The organism is Mycolicibacterium iranicum (assembly GCF_014190915.1).
Lineage (GTDB): Bacteria > Actinomycetota > Actinomycetes > Mycobacteriales > Mycobacteriaceae > Mycobacterium > Mycobacterium iranicum_B.
In genome coordinates, this window is sequence record NZ_JACHVU010000002.1 from 529,463 (window position 1) to 547,316 (window position 17,854).

Genomic DNA, 17,854 nt, shown 5'->3' on the forward strand with positions numbered 1-17,854 from the left:
GTGGGTCGGGTGGGAATCACGACCTGGAATGCTATTCCGCGGCGGGAGGTCGGGCGACCTAGCTGAGCGCGAATTCTGCTGCCAGACCGTCGATCCCGGCCCGGATCGCATCCAGGGCCGGCTTGCGCGCCTTCAGTTTTGTGGCCAGGTGGGCACCGGCGTGCAGCGTGGTCGCCGCCTCGGTCGCCACCTGCTGGGCCCGTGCGAGAACCCGGTCGACGTCCACGATCTCGTCGAGCCAGCCCGCTGCGATCGCCTCGTCGCCCACGAAGGTGGCCGCCAGTGCGGTGCCGCGTTCGAACGCCGCCGGTGTCAACCGCATGCGCATGATCTCGATCGCCGAGATCGGGATCGTCATCCCGATGGCGACCTCGATGGCCTGACAGCGCGACTTCGGCTGCCCCACGCGGTGATCCGCCGACAGCAGCAGGAAGGAACCCATCGCGATCGCCGGGCCCGTCGCGGCGATGACGACCGGGACCGGGAACGTCAAGGTCCGCACGGACAGCTCGAAACCGCCCGAGAGCATGCCCAGCGCGGCGGCCGCGTCGCCGGACTGGAAGACGGCGAGGTCGAAGCCCCCGCTGAAGACCCGCGAATTACCGGCCAGCACCACCGCTTTGGCCTTGTCCGCCTCGGCGCGGTCGAGTGCCTCGTTCAGCGCGGCCTGCATCGCGGGCCCGAGCACGTTCACCTTGCCGTCGTCGAGGGTGATGGTGGCCACGGAATCCGCGAGCTCATAGGACACGGTGCTGGTCATGGGTCGAACGTAACAGCGCTGCCGGCAGGTCCGTCCGGCCGGGCTCAGCCGCCCATCAGCATGCGCCACTGGTCCAGGTTGCCCGCGCGGTAGACGTAGTTGCTGCCCCGGACGTCGGACAGTGCCGCGCTCGGCTCCGCGGAATACCAATGTCCCGGGAAGACGGTGGGGTCGCCGGGCAACTGCGCCAGCGCCTGCAGGCTGCGGAACATGTCGTCGACGTTGCCGCCGGGAAAGTCGGTGCGTCCGCAGCCTTCGAGGAACAGGGTGTCGCCGGCGACGAGCCGCCCGTCGAGCAGGAAGCACTGGCTGCCGGGCGTGTGGCCGGGGGTGTGCAGCAGCTCGATGTCGACGGCGCCGACGGAGACGGTGTCGCCGTGCTGGTGGGAGGTCAGCTCGCTGCCCGCGATGCCGGTGATCCGCGAGACCCAGTCCGCTTCGTGGGCGTTGACGTGCACCGGGACGCTGACCCGCTCCAGCAGCTCGGCGAGGCCCTTGAGCTCGAAGCCCATCATCGATCCGCCGACGTGGTCGGGATGGTGGTGGGTGACGAGCACACCGGACAGATGCATCCCGTCGGCCTCCAGCGCGTCCACGAGGTCCTGCGCGGCGTAGGCCGGATCCACGACGACGGTGTCGCCGGTCTCGCGATCGCCGATCAGGTAGGCGAAGTTGCGCATCTGCTGGGCGATCATGTCCCCGGCCGCGAAATCGCGGCCCGACAGCAGCTGGCGGAAGTAGAGGCGGTCGGGTTTGTCGGCCATAGCGGTCAGCGTAGGCTCCACAGGGGTGGAACGGCGCCAGTGACCAGCGGTTTGGCGCCGGAAACCCGGAGAATGTACCCTCTTTAAGGCTCGCGGCACTCGCGCGGGTGCACGCCCCCTTAGCTCAGTCGGTAGAGCGTTTCCATGGTAAGGAAAAGGTCAACGGTTCGATTCCGTTAGGGGGCTCGGTGGAAACGGGCGGAGCGCCCCGACAGCGCCCAGCCCGGATCTGTCCGGGGCGGTGTAGCTCAGCTGGTTAGAGCGCACGACTCATAATCGTGAGGTCGGGAGATCGAGCCTCCCCACCGCTACAAGAACGCGACCGTGGAAGAAAGAGACGACTGACGTGGCCTCCAGTACTGACGTACGGCCCAAGATCACCTTGGCCTGCGAGGTGTGCAAGCACCGCAACTACATCACCAAGAAGAACCGCCGCAACGATCCCGACCGCCTCGAGATCAAGAAGTTCTGTCCGAACTGCGGCAAGCACCAGGCCCACAAAGAGTCGCGCTAGCCAGCGCGCCGTGGACGCCGTCGATTCACAGTTGCTGAGGTCGGCTAGGTAGGTTCATCTTTCGTGTCGTTTCTGGATAACTACGTCGGGTCGCATTTCCGCTACCCCGACCACTACGTGGTGGGGCGGGAAAAGATCCGTGAGTACGCCGTAGCGGTCAAGAACGACGACGAGGCGTTCCATGACGAAGAGGCTGCCGCCGAGTTGGGCTACGACTCGCTGCTGGCGCCGCTGACCTTCATCTCGATCTTCGGCTACATGGCCCAGTGGGCGATGTTCGCGGCCCACAACATCGGCATCGCGGACGCCAAGATCGTCCAGGTGGACCAGTCCCTGAAGTTCGTGCGCCCCATCCAGGCGGGCGACGAACTGCACTGCGACGTGTGGATCGAGTCGATCCGCAAGGCCCACGGCACCGACATCATCGTCACGAAGAACATCGTCAGCAATTCCAAGGGCGATGTCGTTCAGGAGTCCTACACCACGCTCGCAGGGCGTAGCGAAGAAGACGGAGAGAGTGGCTTTTCACATGGCACTGCGTGAATTCAGTTCGGTCAGCGTCGGCGATCAACTTCCCGAGAGGGTCATCCCGCTGACGCGGGCCGACCTCGTCAACTATGCGGGCGTGTCCGGCGACCTCAACCCGATCCACTGGGACGACGAGATCGCCAAGCAGGTCGGCCTCGACACCGCGATCGCCCACGGCATGCTCACCATGGGCCTCGGCGGCGGGTACGTGACGTCGTGGGTCGGCGATCCGGCCGCGGTCACCGAGTACAACGTGCGGTTCACCGCCGTGGTACCGGTCCCCAACGACGGTGTGGGCGCGCAGATCGTGTTCAACGGGCGGGTGAAGTCCGTGGACGCCGACTCGAAGTCCGTGACGATCGCGCTGAGTGCGACCTCCGGGGGCAAGAAGATCTTCGGTCGCGCCGTCGCCGTCGCGAAACTGGCGTAGGCGGGTTCGGCAGATGGCACTGAAAACAGACATCCGGGGGATGGTCTGGGAGTACCCCGACGCTTTCGTCGTCGGTCGCGAACAGATCCGTCAGTATGCGAACTCGGTGAAGTCGAAGGACCCGGCGAGCCATGACGAGGACGCCGCCACCGAGCTCGGGCACAGCGGGCTCGTCGCGCCGCCGACGTTCATGTCGATCTTCGCGGTGATGATCCAGAACCACTTCTTCCAGCACGTCGACGTCGGTCTGGAAACCCTGCAGATCATCCAGGTCGACCAGAAGTTCCTGTTCCACCGCCCGATCCAGGAGGGCGACCGGCTGCGCGGCGCGCTGACCATCCTGACCGTCGACGAGCGGTTCGGCGCCGACATCGTCACCACCCGCAACGTCCTGACCGACGACACCGGCGCCGTCGTCATGGAGTCGTTCACCACGCTCATGGGCCACGAGGGCGACAATTCGATCTCCGCCGGCTGGGACCCGGAGACCGGGCAGGTGCTGCGCAAGCCGGTTCAGCACGAGGACACGCAGGACGCCGCCGCGACGGGAACGGATTAGTAACTCCGACCTACGGCGCGCTACACTCGGGTTTCGGGTTTTCCCAGTTAAGCGCGCTGTCCGTCGGCTCAGATCGACCGAACGGGGAGCGCGCGAATTGTGTGAGCCCTGCAGGGTCCCCTGAAGGGGCGTAGCTCAACTGGCAGAGCAGCGGTCTCCAAAACCGCAGGTTGCAGGTTCAAGTCCTGTCGCCCCTGCGCAACTGAACACTCGAGGAGTGTGGACACTGGAAGGTGACCACACAGAACACGACCAGATGGGAAGCATGCGGTGAGCGACGAGCGCGACGGTGTCAGCTCCGCGGACACCGACAGCGGCACACAGCCCGACGACGGTGACACCCGCGGTCAGACCGCCGTGGTGACGCGGCCCCTGCGACCCACCGGCAAGCGGACGCGACGCGTCGCCGAGGTGGACACCGACGAGTCGCCCGAGACCGACAGTTCGGGTTCGAAGGACGACGACGGCAGCGGCCCCAAGCCCAAGAAGAAGACCGCGAAGAAGCCCAAGGACGGGCCGTCGCGCAACCCGATCACGTTCATCATCAACTACCTGCGGGAAGTTGTCGGCGAGCTGCGGAAGGTCATCTGGCCCAACCGCAAGCAGATGGTCAGCTACACGACCGTCGTGCTGCTGTTCCTGATCTTCATGGTGGCGTTGATCGGCGGGGTCGACCTGGGCCTGGCCAAGCTGATCACCTGGGTCTTCGCCTGACCGACCCGGGACCGGGCCGCAGGCCGCTGATGATTTTGAGAGAGGACTGACACGTGACGAGCTTCGACGGCGACGCGCCTTCGGGCGAGCTCGTCGACACCATCGATGTCGACGAGACCAACGCCGAGGATGAGGCTGGTGCCGAGGCCGGTTCCGACCTGGGTTCTGAGGCGGTGGGCAGCGACGAGGACGCCGCGCCCGCCGAGCTGACCGACGTGGTCGAGGGTTCTGATGCCGGCGAGCCCGCCGACACCGCGGCCGAACCGGCTCCGGAAGAGGACGAGGACCCCGCCGTCGCGCTCAAGAAGGAGCTGCGCCTCAAGCCGGGCGACTGGTACGTGATCCACTCCTACGCCGGCTACGAGAACAAGGTGAAGGCCAACCTCGAGACCCGCGTGCAGAACCTGGATGTCGGTGACTACATCTTCCAGGTCGAGGTGCCCACCGAAGAGGTCACCGAGATCAAGAACGGCCAGCGTAAGCAGGTCAACCGCAAGGTGCTGCCCGGCTACATCCTGGTGCGCATGGAACTGAACGACGAGTCGTGGGGCGCGGTGCGCAACACCCCCGGTGTGACGGGCTTCGTCGGCGCGACGTCGCGTCCGTCGCCGCTGTCGCTCGACGACGTGGTCAAGTTCCTGCTCCCGCCTGCCGCGGCGAAGAAGCCCGGCAAGGCCACCGCCGCCTCGACCGCGGCCGCCGAGGTCGGTGCCACCGAGCGTCCGGTCATCGAGGTGGACTTCGAGGTCGGCGAGTCGGTCACCGTCATGGACGGCCCGTTCGCGACGCTGCCCGCCTCGATCAGCGAGGTCAACGCCGAGCAGCAGAAGCTCAAGGTGCTGGTGTCCATCTTCGGACGCGAGACGCCGGTCGAACTGACCTTCAACCAGGTCGCCAAGATTTAACTGGGCATCACGCCCGCCAAGAGAAAAGAAGGAACACCCAGCTATGCCCCCGAAGAAGAAGGTCACCGGGCTGATCAAGCTGCAGATCCAGGCCGGGCAGGCCAACCCCGCCCCGCCGGTCGGTCCCGCGCTCGGCCAGCACGGCGTCAACATCATGGAGTTCTGCAAGGCGTACAACGCCGCGACGGAGTCGCAGCGCGGCAACGTCATCCCCGTGGAGATCACCGTCTACGAGGACCGCAGCTTCACGTTCGCGCTGAAGACCCCGCCCGCCGCCAAGCTGCTGCTCAAGGCCGCCGGTGTGCCCAAGGGTTCGGGCGAGCCGCACAAGACCAAGGTCGCCAAGGTGACCTGGGATCAGGTGCGCGAGATCGCCGAGACCAAGAAGGAAGACCTGAACGCCAACGACATCGATCAGGCCGCCAAGATCATCGCCGGCACGGCCCGGTCCATGGGCATCACAGTCGAATAGTCCGACACCTGTGGGAGGGCCAGCTTCGGCCCGCGACCACGACCTCTGAACCAAGGAGAAAACAATGAGCAAGACGAGCAAGGCATACCGGGAAGCCGCCGAGAAGGTCGACAAGACCCGCCTGTACACGCCGCTGGAGGCCGCGAAGCTGGCCAAGGAGACGTCGTCGAAGAAGCAGGACGCCACCGTCGAGGTCGCGATCCGCCTGGGCGTCGATCCCCGTAAGGCCGACCAGATGGTGCGCGGCACCGTGAACCTGCCCAACGGCACCGGCAAGACGGCGCGTGTGGCCGTGTTCGCCGTCGGCGACAAGGCCGAAGCCGCCGAGGCCGCCGGCGCCGACATCGTGGGCAGCGACGACCTGATCGAGAAGATCCAGGGCGGGTTCCTCGACTTCGACGCCGCGATCGCCACCCCCGACCAGATGGCCAAGGTCGGTCGCATCGCGCGCATCCTGGGCCCCCGTGGCCTGATGCCGAACCCGAAGACCGGAACCGTCACCCCGGACGTGGCCAAGGCCGTGACCGACATCAAGGGCGGCAAGATCAACTTCCGCGTCGACAAGCAGGCCAACCTGCACTTCGTGATCGGCAAGGCGTCGTTCGACGAGAAGAAGCTGGCCGAGAACTACGGCGCCGCGCTCGACGAGATCCTGCGCGCCAAGCCGTCGTCGTCGAAGGGCCGCTACCTGAAGAAGGTCGTCGTCTCGACGACCACCGGACCGGGCATCCCGGTCGACCCGTCCGTGACCCGCAACTTCACGGAGGAGTCGGTCTGACCCGACGCCTCGACAAGAAACCCCGCACCTTCCGGTGCGGGGTTTCTTCGTATCGAGACCCTGGGGCTCTTCGGTCGCCGACTCCGACCTGCCTGAAGCACTGTCCCCCACGAACATTGGATCAGGCGTCCGGTCGGACGTCGACGATATCCCCCCTGGTGAACCGCAACGCGGCGACCGAAGAGCACCCTCGCGCAGCAACATAGCATCGGGTCCGTCAATTACGGCGCCGAATGATCAAACACACTCGCAGCCGGCGCGGGGACGTCACGCCGCCCCGGACACGATGCGGGCGACAACGTCGGCGGACAGCCGCTGCTGAGGGGATCCGGCGCGTTCGCAGGCAGCGGCGACGGCCTCGGGAGAGTCGGCGTCGAACACCCCGTAGAGCACCTCGTCGGTGGGGACGGACACCGTCGCGACCAGGCGGACGCTGGCACCTTCGTCGCTGAGGACTGCGGCCGCCGCCCGGACGCGCGCCACGAGATCATCGACCGTCTCCTCCGCCAGGTCCGGCAGGTACCACTCTGCGAGGAAGTTCATCGTGCTGCGGCCATCGCCCATCACCCGACGGTATCCACGGCGACGCCCCGGACGAATCGGGTGTTTCCCTATTTCTCACGCGCGTCAGTCGGCCGTCGGACACGTGCCGGGGCTGGGCGGGCAGTAGCCAGCCCGCAGGCCGGTAGCCGGACCCGAGCCGATGGCGGGGCCGCCGCGCCCACGGCGGCGGCGGGGCCTATCGCCGGTGGCGTGCTGCAGCACCGGGTGTCCGAGCGGGCGGCAGGCCTGCGGCCGGACACCTCAGGCGGCGCTTCCCGTCGGACAGTGCGCCGCATTCAGGCAGCGGTGGACGGGGACGCCGCGGCGCCGCCCGAACGCGTGGCCCCGGCCGGCGAAACGTCACGAGAACAGTTTGCTGAATGCCCGCCGCCGCCGCGCCGCCTGTGTGATCGTTAACGCATGCGTCACCAGCTTCGCGCCGTCGTTCTCGTCATCGTCTCCCTCGTCGCCGCCATGTCCCTGGCGGTCGCGTCGGCCTTCGTCTCCGCGCTGGCCTACGGCGCCACCGCGCTGATCGTGCCGGGGACCGGAACCCCGGACGCCGACGCCATCGGGAGATACCGCGAGAACGCCTGGAGCCGGTACATCGACGGTGTCGCGTGCACCGATCCCGTCGAGTGCGCGAACCCGGACCTGGTCGGCATCCCGTATCCGGCGTCGTTCTGGCCGCTGAGCATCCTGCCCGGCTGGTGTGTTCCGGGCCGGTGCGAGAAGTGGGACGTGTCGGTCGACGAAGGAGTCGAGAACCTGATGGCGGCGCTGTCGCCGTTCCTGACCGCGGAATCCGACGAGGACGTCTTCATCTTCGGCTACTCCCAAGGCGGCGCCGTGGTGGCCAACGCCCTCACCGAGCTCGCAGCGCTGAACCTGTCCGACGACGTCCTGGACCGGCTGAAGGTCGTCACGATCGGCGGCATCGAGAACCCCGACGGCGGCCTGTGGCAGCGGCTGGCGTGGCTGCGGTACTTCCTCGGCAACCCGATCCCCATCCTCGACGTGTCGTTCGACCCCGCCATGCCGGTGGACACCGGGATCGACACCACCTCGATCGGGTTCGAGTACGACCCGGTGGTCTACGCACCCAAGTACTGGGGCAACATCGTCGCGGTCCTGAACATGATCGCGGCGTTCGACACCGTGCACGGGTACTACCTGGACCCGACGGACAAGGATCCCGAGGACGAGATGCCGTACGGGTACACCGACGCCACGCTCGCCCAGCAGCTCGACTGCGACCGGAATCCGGGCAACTGCCGGACCGACGGCTTCGGCAACACCTACATCATGATCCCGGCGACAAGCCTGCCGCTGATGGATCTTGTTCGCTCGCTTGCGGATTCACTGCGTCTGGGTTGGCTCGCCGAACCTTTCATCGACCTCGCCGAGCCGGTGGTCCGCGAAATGGTCGACCTCGGCTACGACTGGAGCGGTGACCCCGGCGTGCCGAGCCGGTCGACGATCCTGCCGTTCAAGATCTTCCAGAACTGGCTGAAGGTCGGCGTCGATTTCGCCGTCGCCGCCGTGCAGGGCATCGAAGCCTTCATCAGGAACTTCATCCCGGCACGCGAGGAGACGCGACTGGAGGACACCGGCGACGGCGTCCAGACCTCGGTCGAACCCGCCGACGCGGACGCCTCGGTGTCACCGCTACATCGCACGGCCCTGCGGGACGAGACACCCGCCGCGGCCGTCGACGACGGCGTCGACGCGGCTGATGAGGAGACGACCCCGACGCAGGAGGCGCCCGCCACCGTGGTCGGCGGCGACGCTGCAGCCGGCGACGAGGAGGTCGCGGCCGACGAAGAGCCCGTCACCGACATCACAGACGGCGCCGAAGTCACCGATGTCACCGACACGATGGACACCGACGACGCGACGGACATTACCGACGGGACGGACGCCACCGAAGCCGGCGATGAGGAGGCCGAGGACCAGGGTTCTGTCGGCGAAACCGCAGACGGGGACGACGAGGGCAGCGATACTGTCAGCGGCACCCAAGCTGCGGCCTAAGGGCCACCATGGAGAATCCCCCGCATTCAGGCGTGCGGGGGATTCTTCGTTTCCAGGTGCCGGTGGTGCCTAGGCGGCGACGGCCGGCTTCAGGTAGGTGACGAGGCTGACATCGATCGACTCGTCGATGAAGTAGTACTGGCAGCCCTTGAGGTAGCGCATGTACCGGTGGTAGTTCTCCTCGTCGGTCGCAGCGATCGCCGCTTCCTTGTTCTGCTCCAGGCGGTCGGCCCAGATGCCGAGGGTCTTGATGTAGTGGTTGCGCAGCGACATCGCCTCGGGGACCACGAAGCCGGCCTTCTCGCCGTGCTCGATCATCATCTCGGTGGTGGGCAGACGCCCGCCCGGGAAGATCTCGGTGATCATGAACTTGATGAACCGGGCCAGCTCGAACGTCAGCTTCTTGCCGCGCTCGGCGAGGTTGTACGGGTGGTACCCGACGCTGCTCTGGATGGTCATCCGGCCGTCCTCGGGCAGGACGTCGTAGCACATCTTGAAGAAGTCGTCGTAACGCTCGAAACCGAAGTGCTCGAACGCCTCGATCGAGACGATGCGGTCGACGGGGGAGTGGAACTGCTCCCAGCCCTCCAGCCGGACGTCGAACGTGCGCTCCGAGTTCAGCTTGCCCAGCAGTTGGTCGCAGTAGGCCTTCTGGTTCTTCGACAGCGTCAGGCCGATGACGTTGACGTCGTACTTCTCCATCGCGCGCTGCAGGGTCAGTCCCCACCCGCAGCCGACCTCGAGAAGCGTCATTCCGGGCTTGAGATCCAGCTTGTCGAGGTGCTGGTCGACGTTGGCGATCTGCGCTTCCGACAGGGTGCAATTGGGCCCGGTGAAGAATCCGGAGCTGTACTTGCGGGTCGGGTCCTGGAAAACGCCGAAGAAGTCGTCGGACAGGTCGTAATGCGCCTGGATGTCCTCGAAATGAGGCGTCATATCCTTGGTGCCGGTGGATTGATCAGACATTTTCTTCTGCTCCGTGCTTCCCGTCGTATCAGATTGTGGAAGACCGTACCGAAGACGCGACCCGGCCTTCGACAAACACGCGTCTTGAAGACGTCAGCGTAGCGTTCTGCCTGTCGAAGGAGCCAATCCGCTCCCGCGCGTCACTTGACCAGAGTGAATTGATTGACGTCGGTGTAGCCCTTGCGGAACGAATCGGCACAGCCGGTCAGATAGTGCATGTACCGGTCGTAGACCTCTTCGGACTGCACGGCGATGGCCTCGTCCCGGTGGGCTTCCAGGGCCGTCGACCAGTGGTCGAGGGTGCGGGCATAGTGCGGCTGCAGGGACTGCTCGCGGGTGAGGGTGAAGCCGGCCTTCCCGGCATGCTCACCGACCAGTTCGATCGTCGGCAGATAACCGCCGGGGAAGATCTCGGTCAGGATGAATTTGATGAACCGGGCCACCGAGAAGGTCAACGGGATACCGCGTTCGATCATCTGCGGGATGGTGAGTGCGGTGATGGTGTGCAGCAGCATCACGCCGTCGTCGGGCAACACCCGGTAGGCCATGGCGAAGAAGTCGTCCCAACGGTCCCTGCCGAAATGCTCGAAGGCGCCGATCGAGACGATCCGGTCCACCGGCTGGTCGAACTCCTCCCAGCCCTGCAGCAGGATCCGCTTGCTGCGCGAGTCGTTGCTGGCGGCGAAAACCTTCTCGACGTGCGCCTTCTGGTTCTCGCTGAGTGTGAGACCGATGACGTCGACGTCGTACTTCTCGACCGCGCGCATCATCGTCGCGCCCCAGCCGCAGCCGATGTCGAGCAGCGTCATGCCGGGCTCCAGGCCCAGCTTGCCCAGGGCCAGGTCGACCTTGGCGAGCTGGGCCTCTTCGAGAGTCATGTCGTCGCGCTCGAAGTAGGCGCAGCTGTAGGTCTGCGACGGATCCAGGAACAACCGGAAGAACTCGTCGGAGAGGTCGTAGTGGGCCTGGACGTCATCGAAGTGAGGCTTCAGGGTCCGGGTCTTTTTGGTAGCCATGTTTGGACCTTCCTGCGGACACAGCCCGAAGAGGATCTCCTGTTAGGCGGTGACCATGTCCCAGTCGGGGATGCTACGCGCATCCGTGAGGCGGTGAATTGACGTGAAAGTCAGGGGGCTTCGGCGAAGGTGGTCTTCAGCTCGCCGACGATGTCGTCCCACAGCGGTTCCGGCAGCTCGTGGCCCATACCGTCGAACAGCACCAGCCGGGCGTTCGGGATCGCCCGCGCGATCGCCCGTCCGCCGGACGGGCGCATCAGCTTGTCGGCCTTGCCGTGGATGACGACCGTCGGCGCGGTGATCTGCCGGTCGTACCGACGCAGGCTACCGCTGCCCAGGATCGCCGCGAACTGCCTGCCGATGCCCGCGGGGTAGTAGCTGCGGTCGTAGCCCTCGATCGCGTCGGCACGCAGCCGGTCCTCGGAGGCCGGGTAGCCGGGGCTGCCGATGATCCGGGACACCCGCACCGCGTTGTCGATGATCGCGTCGCGCGACGTCCCCTTGGGTTTCTGCAGGATCGCGAGCAACTGCTGGTGTCCGGGCGGCGGCAACGCGGCCTGGTTGTTGCTGGAGAAGATCACGCCGAGGGTCTTGGTGCGGGTGCGGTGGCGGGCGCCGAAGACCTGGGCGATCATCCCGCCCATGGACGCTCCGACAACGTGTGCCTGCGCGATGTCGAGGTGGTCGAGCAGTGCGGCGGCATCGTCGGCCATGTCGTCGAGCGTGTAGGGCGCCGGGCTGCGCAGCCCGACGAACGACCGCGCCATGCGGGGCAGCAGCGGCGCCGCCGACGACTGGCCCGACAGCTTGCTCGACAAGCCGACGTCGCGATTGTCGAACCGGATGACCCGCAGGCCCTGGTCGACGAGCTTCTCGCAGAACTCCTTGCGCCACAACAACAATTGCGCGCCCAGGCCCATGATCAGCAGGACGGCCGGATCGTTCGGATCGCCCATGTCCTCGTAGTGGATCTCCAGCTCCCCGGACGGGGCGATGCCCTCTCTGGTCTGCACTACGCGTCCAGATCCTTGGTCGCGGCGTTGTGTTCGCGGGTGACCTCCACCATGAAGTTGGCGAAGTAGCCCGTGAGTGCCGGGTCGCTCATCATCTGCCACTTCGGGGCGAGCAGCTTCATGTAGCGCTCCACATACAGGAACTGCTTGCCGATGAGCACCAGCTCGCGCGGCAGTTTCACGTCGTAGGCGTCGGCGAGCGCGGAGAGCTGCTTGCCGATCTCGGCGTAGCTCAGGTCGCCCAGCGACGTCAGCGTCAGCGGGGTCGCGAACTTCTCCAGATCCTTGGCGGCCTCGGCCTCGGGACGCATGGTGCCGACCGCGCCCATCAGCACGACGATCTTGCCCGCGGCGGCGTGGTCCTTCTTCACCAGCAGCGCGTGGACGAGTTCGCGCAGCAGCCACCGCGTGCGAGGGTCGATGCGGCCCATGATGCCGAAGTCGAAGAACACGATCTTGCCGTCGTCGTCGACGTACAGGTTGCCCGCGTGCAGGTCGCCGTGGAACAGGCCGTGACGCAGACCGCCCTCGAACACGCTGAACAGCAGCGCCTTGACGAGTTCGGTGCCGTCGAAACCCTTCTGGCGGATCGCGGCGACGTCGTCGATGCGCACGCCGGTCACGCGCTCCATCGTCAGGACCCGCTCGCTGGTCAGGTCCCAGTACACCTGCGGCACACGGATGTTCTCGCCGAGCGGGGAGGCGTGCATGTGCGCCACCCAAGCGTCCATCGACTGCGCCTCCAACCGGAAGTCGAGCTCCTCGGCGAGGTTGTCGGCGAAGTCGGCGACCACGTCCTGGGCCGACAGGCGCCGGCCCAGCTTGGCCAGCTCGACGAGCTGCGCACCGCGCTTGAGGATCTGCAGGTCCGCGGCGACGCGTCGGCGGATCCCGGGCCGCTGGATCTTCACGACGACCTCTTCGCCGCTGTGCAGCGTCGCGTAGTGGACCTGCGCGATGGACGCGGACGCGAACGGCTTCTCGTCGAACGACTTGTACAGATTCTGCGGATCGTCGCCGAGTTCCTCACGGATCAGCTTGTGGACGGCATCGCTGTCGGCGGGCGGAACGCGGTCGAGCAGTCCGCGGAACTCGCGGCTGAGCGGTTCGCCGAACGCACCCGGGCTCGACGCGATGATCTGCCCGAACTTCACGTAGGTGGGGCCGAGGTCGGCGAAGGTCTGCGGGATCTGCTTGGCGACCTTCTGCTGCAGCGTGCCGCGCCCACGCAGCGTGGAGACCACGCGCGCGCCCGTCCGAGTTATCTGCCAGCCGGTGACGCCGATGCGGGCTGCCTCGACCGGAAGGGGGACCCGGTCCAGCCTGGCAACCTCGCGGTGTGGTGACTTTCGCGGTGAACTCATGAACGCAGTGTCTCAAAACCGCCGGGGGGAAGGAAAAATCGTGTGGACCAGCTCACACAGCGTCGAGCTATCAGGCGAAGGCGTCTTCCAGCTCGGCGCGGGTGCGCACCGGATCGCTGCCCGGCCGGTACGTCGGCAGGGTGTGCGGCGCCAGCTCCGGATCGACGCCGCCGGCCACCCGCGCCGTGGCCTGTTCGAACTCCGGCATGGCGCCCGAGGCGGCGTGCAGGCCGTTGATCACCGACCACACCGCGGCGCGCCGGGCGGTGCGCTCGACGATGTTCGGATCCCGGTGCTGGATCAGGCCTTTGGCCCAGGGCGGCATGGTGTCGCGCACGGCCCAGTTCAGCGCGGCCTGGGGCAGCGGGAGGTTCGGACCGGTCGCCATCGCCGTGCCGTAGGTGACGGCGAGCTTCGGAAGGTAGGACTTCAGACAGTCCAGCGTCTCCTGCTTGGTGGCCGGTAGATCGGTCCCGCCGAGCGCATGCCCGACGCGGACGAACTCGCCGTAGTACCGGTCGAGTTTCCTGCCGCGCAGCGGTTGCGGGTGGTAGAGCTCGTGGGCGGTGGCGATGCCCCACACCACGGTGGCGTAGTTCCAGCGCAGCCACTCGGGGTCGTCGGCGTCGTAGCGTGCCCCGTCCGGACGGGTGCCCTTGATCGTGTGGTGCATCGCGCGCACCGTCTGCGCCAGCCGTTCGGCGGTCGGCGTCGAACCGTAGGCGGTCCCGATGAAGAAGGCGACCGAGTGCCCGAGCCGCACCGCGGCGCCCTTGTGGTCGATCTCGGGCATCGGGTTGGCGCGGCTCTCGGGCTTGACGAGCCGGGAATGGTGGACGCCCATCCAGTAGATGGACGGGTCCAGCCGTTCCAGGTAGGCCGCGCACTGCAAGCCGAACACCAGCGACTCCAGGTGCGAATGCACATGCCAGACGGCGCTGCCGGGGCCGAACCAGCCAGGGTCGCCGAGGGGGCCGGCGAAATCCATGCCGCGGAAGAAGTGCTTGCGGATGCCCGAGTCGATCCGCTTGGTCAACTCGTTCCCGACGATCTGGTGCGGCAGAAACATCGATGCCTCCAAAGATTGGTCACAGCCGTTACCAGAATAGCGTTTGGGTACGGATGTGGCCAGAACTCGGCGGCGGCGAATTAGTCTGTAGCGATGTCCGGTGCGGCCACGAACCCCACACGGTGGGCCGGGGTGCCGCTCACCGACCGGCGCGCCGAACGTCGCGCCCTTCTGGTCGACGCCGCCTTTCGGCTGTTCGGCGACGGCGGGGAGGCCGCGCTGTCGGTGCGGTCGGTGTCGCGCGAGTGCACGCTGAACACCCGGTACTTCTACGAGAGCTTCACCGACACCGACGACCTGCTGGGCGCCGTCTACGACCAGGTCAGCGCCGAGCTCGCCGAGGCCGTCGCCGACGCGATGGCCCGGGCCGACGATTCGGTGCGGGCGCGCACCCGGGCGGGGATGGCCGCCGTCCTGCACTTCAGTTCCGCCGACCCGCGCCGCGGCAGGGTGCTGTTCACCGACGCCCGCTCCAACCCCGTGCTGACCCGGCGCCGCGCCGCGACCCAGGATCTGCTGCGCGAGGCGGTGCTGACCGAGGGTGGCCGGCTGCAGCCGGACTCGGACCCGGTCGCTGCTGCCGTCGGCGCCGCCATGTACACCGGGGCCATGGCCGAACTCGCGCAGCAGTGGCTCGCCGGGAATCTGGGAGACGACCTCGACGCCGTCGTCGACCACGCGCTGGGGCTCGTGCTGCGCTGAGGCGGCCGCACGACGCCAGAATCCCTGGCGCATGGTCACTTTCCTGCCATCGGCCGGTCAATTTCTGCCAGTGGAATTATTGGGGTGAGCTGCGGGTTTAGGAGATCAGATCACCACGATCTGAAGACACCGACAGTCGAAACCGCGCGACCCGCTCCACGGCTCCGACCCGATACAGGGAAGAGCAAGACCATGAAGAAGTTCACCCTCGCCACCGCCGCCGCCACCGCCCTGACCGCCGGGATGCTGGGACTGGCCGCACCGGCGCTGGCCGCCCCGATGGGTGGCAGCGCCGACACCACGATCTCCGAGCTCGAAGCGCAGGGCCACCGGGTGGTCGTCAACCGCCTCTCCGATGCCCCGCTGTCGGAGGCCAGCGTGGTCAGCGTCAAGCAGGGCGGCGCCATCCGCGGCACCGTCCAAGACCACTTCGGCGACCGCACCTTCCAGCAGTCCGTCACCGGCTACGTCTACTACGTCGACGTCCGCTGAGCGGACAATCGGACCGAGTCCGGTAGCTGGTGTTGCACGACCGAGGGGCACCTCCCACCGGAGGTGCCCCTTTTTCGTGGCTCAGGCCCCGGCGGGCGTGAACGGCGTGAGCCATTCCGTCGCAGGCCAGCCCTCCAGGCCCGCCAACAGCTCGTAGAGCGTTGCGCCGTCGATACTCTCGCGGATGATGTCGCCCTGGCCCGCGTGCCGGGCGAGCTCCTCGATCAGGTGGAATAGGACCCAGCGCACCGACCACGCCGGCACGTCCTTGGGGAACCACGGCACGTGCTGGGGGATCGGCACCGCCGCGCCGAGATCGACCGACTCCACCAGCCTCATGGTCTCGGCGTTCTGCCGATCGAAGGCGGCCAGCACGTCAGCGAGCGTCTCGTCGTCGCGCATCACGAACTCGTCGCCGTAGTCGGCCGCCTGATCCTCCATCGGCCGTTTGTCGCTCTCGCACAGGTCCGGCGCGGCCGCCACGCGTTCCATCCAGCCCTGCTGGCAGTGGGTGACGTGCTTGATGAGCCCACCGATGGAAAGCGCACTGACGGTCGGCGCGGACCGGGCCTGCTCGTCGGTCAGCCCGAAGGCGATCGCGTGGAACGCGTACTGCTGTGCAGCCAGGTACTCCTTGAGCCCGGCGCGCTCGTCGGCGATCGGTGGGGGCATTGCGGGCATGTCAGTTCTCCTCATCGGTGGTGTGGACGTACAGGTCACGAAGCAGAGCGATCTCGGCACCGTGATGGATCACTTCACGGTTGATGTGCAGTACTAGCGCGGTCATCGGCTTGTCCGCATAGGGGCCCTCGGCCGGACCGCACGGCGCGGCCAGGGCGGTGTCGTCGAGGGCGCGCACACCTGCCATCCAGCCGGCGTAGGCGTCGTCGAGCTGGCGCAGCGCGGTCTCCGCGTCGGTGGCGTAGGTCCAGCTGCCGTAGTCGGCGGGTGGGCCGCCGAAGTGGGAATGGGTTCGCATGGCCAGGACGCCGACGATCACATGCGCGAGCCGCCAGGCGATGGTGGTGACGGGATCCGGCTGCGGCGGTGGGTCGCTGAAGTCGACCCGGCCGTCGCGGTGGACGGTCCAGCAGCCCGGCACAGGTTCCCAGAAGTACTCGTCGTCGGTGAGCCCGTCGAGGCGTGGGCGCAGCTGGACCGACCAGTGCCAGTCGAGCTGTTCTGCGAGTTGAGAGGCCAGTCCGTTGCTCATGGGGACCACTCTGGCACCCATTGAGGACAGTTTCGGTCCTAAAAGTCGGGCAGACTGTCGACATGTCCGAAACGACAGGCCGCGTGCTCCAACTCCTGGGTCTGCTGCAGTCCCGCCGGGTGTGGAGCGGTGAGGACCTCGCGGACCGACTCGGCGTCACAACGCGCAGCGTGCGCCGCGACGTCGACCGACTGCGGGAGCTCGGCTATCCGGTGCACGCGAGCACCGGGCACGGCGGTGGCTATCAGTTGGGTGCGGGTGCCGCGCTGCCCCCGCTGCTGCTGGATCCCGAGGAGGCGGTGGCCATGGCCGTGTGCCTGCGGGTGGCGGCCGGTGGCAGCGTGGCCGGCGTCGGCGAGTCGGCGCTGCGGGCGCTGAGCAAGCTCGACCAGGTCATGCCGGCCCGGCTGCGGTCGCAGGTGGCGGCCGTGCACGACGCCACCGTGACGCTCGGCGCGGCGACCGACACCCCCGTCGAGCCCGACGTGCTGATGACCCTGGCCCGGGCCAGCCGCGACCGCGAGCACATCACCGCCGAATACGTCGATATCCGCGGCAACGTCACGCAGCGCCGGCTGGAGCCCTATCAACTGGTCACGACGGGCCGGCGCTGGTATCTGCTGTGCTTCGACCGGGACCGTTCGGATTGGCGCAGTCTGCGGCTGGATCGCATGTCGCAGGTGCGTGCGGTGGGCTCCACCTTCACGCCGCGCGACGCGCCCGACGCGGCGTCCTACGTTCGGCGCGCCATCACGTCCTCGCCCTACCCGTACGTGGCCCGGGTGCGCTACTTCGCTCCGCACGACGTTGTGGCACAGACGTTCTCGGCGGCGTCGGCGGACATCGCACCGGACGGGCCCGATGCGTGCATCGTGACCGTCGGCGCCGACGACCCGGAGCGCATGGTTCCGTGGCTGGCCATGCCGGGATGTGCGTTCGAGGTGCTCGAGCCGCCCGAGGTCGTCGCGGCGGTGCGGGTGGTCGCCGACCGGATCGCGCGCGCGGCGCGGTGAGCGCGGCG

Annotated in this window: 22 protein-coding genes and 3 tRNA genes; 15 read left to right on the forward strand and 10 right to left on the reverse strand. The window is 67.2% G+C overall.

The window, feature by feature from the left end:
* Nucleotides 1-58 precede the first annotated feature (58 nt).
* Both FHR72_RS06210 and FHR72_RS06215 read right to left on the reverse strand, forming a co-directional pair.
* The gene (locus tag FHR72_RS06210) at nt 59-760 is read right to left on the reverse strand and encodes a crotonase/enoyl-CoA hydratase family protein (protein ID WP_183467054.1); all 702 of its coding nucleotides are present in this window, start codon (nt 758-760) and stop codon (nt 59-61) included.
* Between the two features lie 44 nt (nt 761-804).
* On the reverse strand, nt 805-1,524 hold the full coding sequence (locus FHR72_RS06215; protein WP_183467055.1) for an MBL fold metallo-hydrolase: 720 nt from the start codon (nt 1,522-1,524) through the stop codon (nt 805-807).
* Nucleotides 1,525-1,637: 113 nt separating this feature from the next.
* Here FHR72_RS06215 and FHR72_RS06220 point away from each other — a divergent pair.
* The 11 genes from FHR72_RS06220 (at nt 1,638) to rplA (ending at nt 6,424) form a co-directional block, all read left to right on the forward strand.
* Nucleotides 1,638-1,710, forward strand: a tRNA-Thr gene (locus tag FHR72_RS06220).
* Nucleotides 1,711-1,761: 51 nt separating this feature from the next.
* Nucleotides 1,762-1,835, forward strand: a tRNA-Met gene (locus tag FHR72_RS06225).
* A 35-nt stretch (nt 1,836-1,870) separates the two neighbouring features.
* Nucleotides 1,871-2,038: a 50S ribosomal protein L33 gene (gene rpmG / locus FHR72_RS06230; protein ID WP_003929651.1), complete on the forward strand. Its 168-nt coding sequence runs from the start codon at nt 1,871-1,873 to the stop codon at nt 2,036-2,038.
* 63 nt (nt 2,039-2,101) lie between these two features.
* On the forward strand, nt 2,102-2,581 hold the full coding sequence (gene hadA / locus FHR72_RS06235) for a (3R)-hydroxyacyl-ACP dehydratase subunit HadA (RefSeq protein WP_183467056.1): 480 nt from the start codon (nt 2,102-2,104) through the stop codon (nt 2,579-2,581).
* The gene (hadB, locus tag FHR72_RS06240) at nt 2,568-2,996 is read left to right on the forward strand and encodes a (3R)-hydroxyacyl-ACP dehydratase subunit HadB (protein WP_183467057.1); all 429 of its coding nucleotides are present in this window, start codon (nt 2,568-2,570) and stop codon (nt 2,994-2,996) included. The genes hadA and hadB overlap by 14 nt, the downstream gene beginning before the upstream one ends.
* A 13-nt stretch (nt 2,997-3,009) precedes the next feature.
* Entirely contained in the window at nt 3,010-3,555 is a 546-nt protein-coding gene (hadC, locus tag FHR72_RS06245) for a (3R)-hydroxyacyl-ACP dehydratase subunit HadC (RefSeq protein ID WP_183467058.1), read from the forward strand.
* 124 nt (nt 3,556-3,679) lie between these two features.
* Nucleotides 3,680-3,752 (forward strand) — tRNA-Trp (locus FHR72_RS06250).
* A gap of 73 nt (nt 3,753-3,825) precedes the next feature.
* The gene (gene secE, locus FHR72_RS06255) at nt 3,826-4,269 is read left to right on the forward strand and encodes a preprotein translocase subunit SecE (protein WP_183467059.1); all 444 of its coding nucleotides are present in this window, start codon (nt 3,826-3,828) and stop codon (nt 4,267-4,269) included.
* A gap of 53 nt (nt 4,270-4,322) precedes the next feature.
* The gene (gene nusG / locus FHR72_RS06260) at nt 4,323-5,174 is read left to right on the forward strand and encodes a transcription termination/antitermination protein NusG (protein ID WP_183467060.1); all 852 of its coding nucleotides are present in this window, start codon (nt 4,323-4,325) and stop codon (nt 5,172-5,174) included.
* A 43-nt stretch (nt 5,175-5,217) separates the two neighbouring features.
* Complete coding sequence (rplK, locus tag FHR72_RS06265) at nt 5,218-5,646, forward strand: 50S ribosomal protein L11 (RefSeq protein ID WP_011895939.1); 429 nt, start codon at nt 5,218-5,220, stop codon at nt 5,644-5,646.
* Between the two features lie 64 nt (nt 5,647-5,710).
* The gene (rplA, locus tag FHR72_RS06270; protein WP_183467061.1) at nt 5,711-6,424 is read left to right on the forward strand and encodes a 50S ribosomal protein L1; all 714 of its coding nucleotides are present in this window, start codon (nt 5,711-5,713) and stop codon (nt 6,422-6,424) included.
* A 267-nt stretch (nt 6,425-6,691) separates the two neighbouring features.
* On the opposite strand, the gene FHR72_RS06275 is transcribed toward rplA, so the two are convergent.
* Nucleotides 6,692-6,988, reverse strand: coding sequence for a hypothetical protein (locus FHR72_RS06275; RefSeq protein WP_183467062.1), 297 nt, complete (start codon nt 6,986-6,988; stop codon nt 6,692-6,694).
* A 399-nt stretch (nt 6,989-7,387) separates the two neighbouring features.
* Here FHR72_RS06275 and FHR72_RS06280 point away from each other — a divergent pair, with 399 nt between their 5' ends.
* On the forward strand, nt 7,388-8,998 hold the full coding sequence (locus tag FHR72_RS06280) for a PE-PPE domain-containing protein (RefSeq protein WP_183467063.1): 1,611 nt from the start codon (nt 7,388-7,390) through the stop codon (nt 8,996-8,998).
* Nucleotides 8,999-9,067: 69 nt separating this feature from the next.
* Here FHR72_RS06280 and FHR72_RS06285 read toward each other — a convergent pair whose 3' ends face one another.
* The 5 genes from FHR72_RS06285 to FHR72_RS06305 all read right to left on the reverse strand — a co-directional run bounded on the left by FHR72_RS06285 (nt 9,068) and on the right by FHR72_RS06305 (nt 14,426).
* Complete coding sequence (locus FHR72_RS06285; RefSeq protein WP_183467064.1) at nt 9,068-9,964, reverse strand: cyclopropane mycolic acid synthase family methyltransferase; 897 nt, start codon at nt 9,962-9,964, stop codon at nt 9,068-9,070.
* 140 nt (nt 9,965-10,104) lie between these two features.
* Nucleotides 10,105-10,980: a cyclopropane mycolic acid synthase family methyltransferase gene (locus tag FHR72_RS06290; protein ID WP_183467065.1), complete on the reverse strand. Its 876-nt coding sequence runs from the start codon at nt 10,978-10,980 to the stop codon at nt 10,105-10,107.
* 110 nt (nt 10,981-11,090) lie between these two features.
* Nucleotides 11,091-11,993 (reverse strand): alpha/beta fold hydrolase, encoded by a 903-nt coding sequence (locus FHR72_RS06295; RefSeq protein ID WP_183467066.1) that lies wholly within the window; start codon nt 11,991-11,993, stop codon nt 11,091-11,093.
* Nucleotides 11,993-13,357 carry an ABC1 kinase family protein gene (locus tag FHR72_RS06300; RefSeq protein ID WP_183467067.1) on the reverse strand — a complete coding sequence of 455 codons (1,365 nt, stop codon included), beginning with the start codon at nt 13,355-13,357 and terminating at the stop codon, nt 11,993-11,995. Before FHR72_RS06300 ends, FHR72_RS06295 begins: the two co-directional genes overlap by 1 nt.
* Nucleotides 13,358-13,427: 70 nt before the next feature.
* Nucleotides 13,428-14,426: an oxygenase MpaB family protein gene (locus FHR72_RS06305; protein WP_183467068.1), complete on the reverse strand. Its 999-nt coding sequence runs from the start codon at nt 14,424-14,426 to the stop codon at nt 13,428-13,430.
* 93 nt (nt 14,427-14,519) lie between these two features.
* On the opposite strand from FHR72_RS06305, the gene FHR72_RS06310 reads away from it, so the two are divergent.
* The gene (locus tag FHR72_RS06310; protein WP_183467069.1) at nt 14,520-15,128 is read left to right on the forward strand and encodes a TetR/AcrR family transcriptional regulator; all 609 of its coding nucleotides are present in this window, start codon (nt 14,520-14,522) and stop codon (nt 15,126-15,128) included.
* A gap of 192 nt (nt 15,129-15,320) precedes the next feature.
* Entirely contained in the window at nt 15,321-15,620 is a 300-nt protein-coding gene (locus FHR72_RS06315; RefSeq protein WP_183467070.1) for a hypothetical protein, read from the forward strand.
* 81 nt (nt 15,621-15,701) lie between these two features.
* Here the strand turns inward: FHR72_RS06315 and FHR72_RS06320 are convergent, their stop codons facing one another.
* Both FHR72_RS06320 and FHR72_RS06325 read right to left on the reverse strand, forming a co-directional pair.
* Nucleotides 15,702-16,301 (reverse strand): DinB family protein, encoded by a 600-nt coding sequence (locus tag FHR72_RS06320; protein WP_183467071.1) that lies wholly within the window; start codon nt 16,299-16,301, stop codon nt 15,702-15,704.
* Between the two features lies 1 nt (nt 16,302).
* The gene (locus tag FHR72_RS06325) at nt 16,303-16,833 is read right to left on the reverse strand and encodes a DinB family protein (RefSeq protein WP_183467072.1); all 531 of its coding nucleotides are present in this window, start codon (nt 16,831-16,833) and stop codon (nt 16,303-16,305) included.
* A 62-nt stretch (nt 16,834-16,895) separates the two neighbouring features.
* On the opposite strand from FHR72_RS06325, the gene FHR72_RS06330 reads away from it, so the two are divergent.
* Nucleotides 16,896-17,846 (forward strand): helix-turn-helix transcriptional regulator, encoded by a 951-nt coding sequence (locus tag FHR72_RS06330; RefSeq protein ID WP_183467073.1) that lies wholly within the window; start codon nt 16,896-16,898, stop codon nt 17,844-17,846.
* Nucleotides 17,847-17,854 lie beyond the last annotated feature (8 nt).